At 72.0% G+C, this 1,071-nt stretch carries 2 protein-coding genes; both read left to right on the top strand.

Annotated features, from left to right (window positions below; genetic code table 11):
- On the top strand, positions 1-426 hold a 426-nt coding region (locus AC2VON_RS00890), incomplete at its 5' end, for an endolytic transglycosylase MltG (RefSeq protein WP_486951256.1).
- Positions 404-1,071: shikimate dehydrogenase (locus AC2VON_RS00885; protein ID WP_486951255.1), on the top strand; the 668-nt coding region annotated here is incomplete at its 3' end. The genes AC2VON_RS00890 and AC2VON_RS00885, both read left to right, overlap by 23 nt.

Raw genomic sequence — 1,071 nt, 5'->3', positions numbered from 1 at the left:
GCGTCGCTGCACCTCTCGCCCTACGACATCCTGGTGGTGGCCTCGCTGGTGCAGCAGGAGAGCAACACGCAGGATTTCCCGAAGGTGGCGCGGGTGATCTACAACCGCCTGCACGAACACCGCACGCTCGAGTTCGACTCCACCGTGAACTACCCCCTGGACCGCCGCGAGGTGGCCACCAGCGACGCCGACCGTGCCCAGCGGACGCCGTGGAACACCTACGTGTCGCCGGGGCTGCCCGCCACCGCGATCTGTTCGCCCGGTGTCGACGCGCTGCAAGCCGCCGAGCATCCCGTGCCGGGGGACTGGTTGTACTTCGTCACCATCGACGCCCAGGGGACGACCCTGTTCACCCGCGACTATCAACAGCATCTGGCCAACATCGAGCTGGCTAAGCGCAACGGTGTCCTCGACTCCGCGCGCTAGAAAGGCCGGGGTTCTCGGCAAGCCGATCGCCCATTCGAAGTCCCCGCAACTGCACCTGGCCGCCTACCGCGCGCTGGGCCTTCACGACTGGACCTACGAGCGCATCGAGTGCGGCGCCGAGGAACTGCCGGGGGTGGTCGGCGGGTTCGGGCCCGAGTGGGTCGGCGTGTCGGTGACGATGCCGGGCAAGTTCGCCGCGCTGCAGTTCGCCGACGAGCACACCGAGCGCGCCGCGCTGGTGGGTTCGGCCAACACCCTGGTGCGCACCCCGGCGGGCTGGCGCGCCGACAACACCGACGTCGACGGCGTCGCGGGGGCGCTCGGGGCCGCGTCGGGCCCGGCGCTGGTGTGCGGGTCCGGCGGCACCGCACCGGCGGCCGTGGTGGGACTGGCGCTGCTGGGCGTCACCGACATCACCGTCGTGGCGCGCGACGCCGCCAAGGCGGCCCGGCTGGTGGACCTGGGTGCGCGTGCCGGCGTCACGACGCGGATCTGCGGCCTGGACGACGGCGACGAGCTGTCCGGTCGGGTGGCGGCCGCGGAAGTGCTGGTCAGCACCATCCCGGCGGACGCGGCGTCGCGCCACGCCGACACCTTCGCCGCGATCCCGGTGCTGCTGGACGCCGTCTACGACCCGTGGCCCAC

Source organism: Mycobacterium sp. TH-M82 (assembly GCF_057473605.1).
Note: the sequence above shows the minus strand (reverse complement) of the source record. Positions and strands in the feature narration are given on the sequence as shown.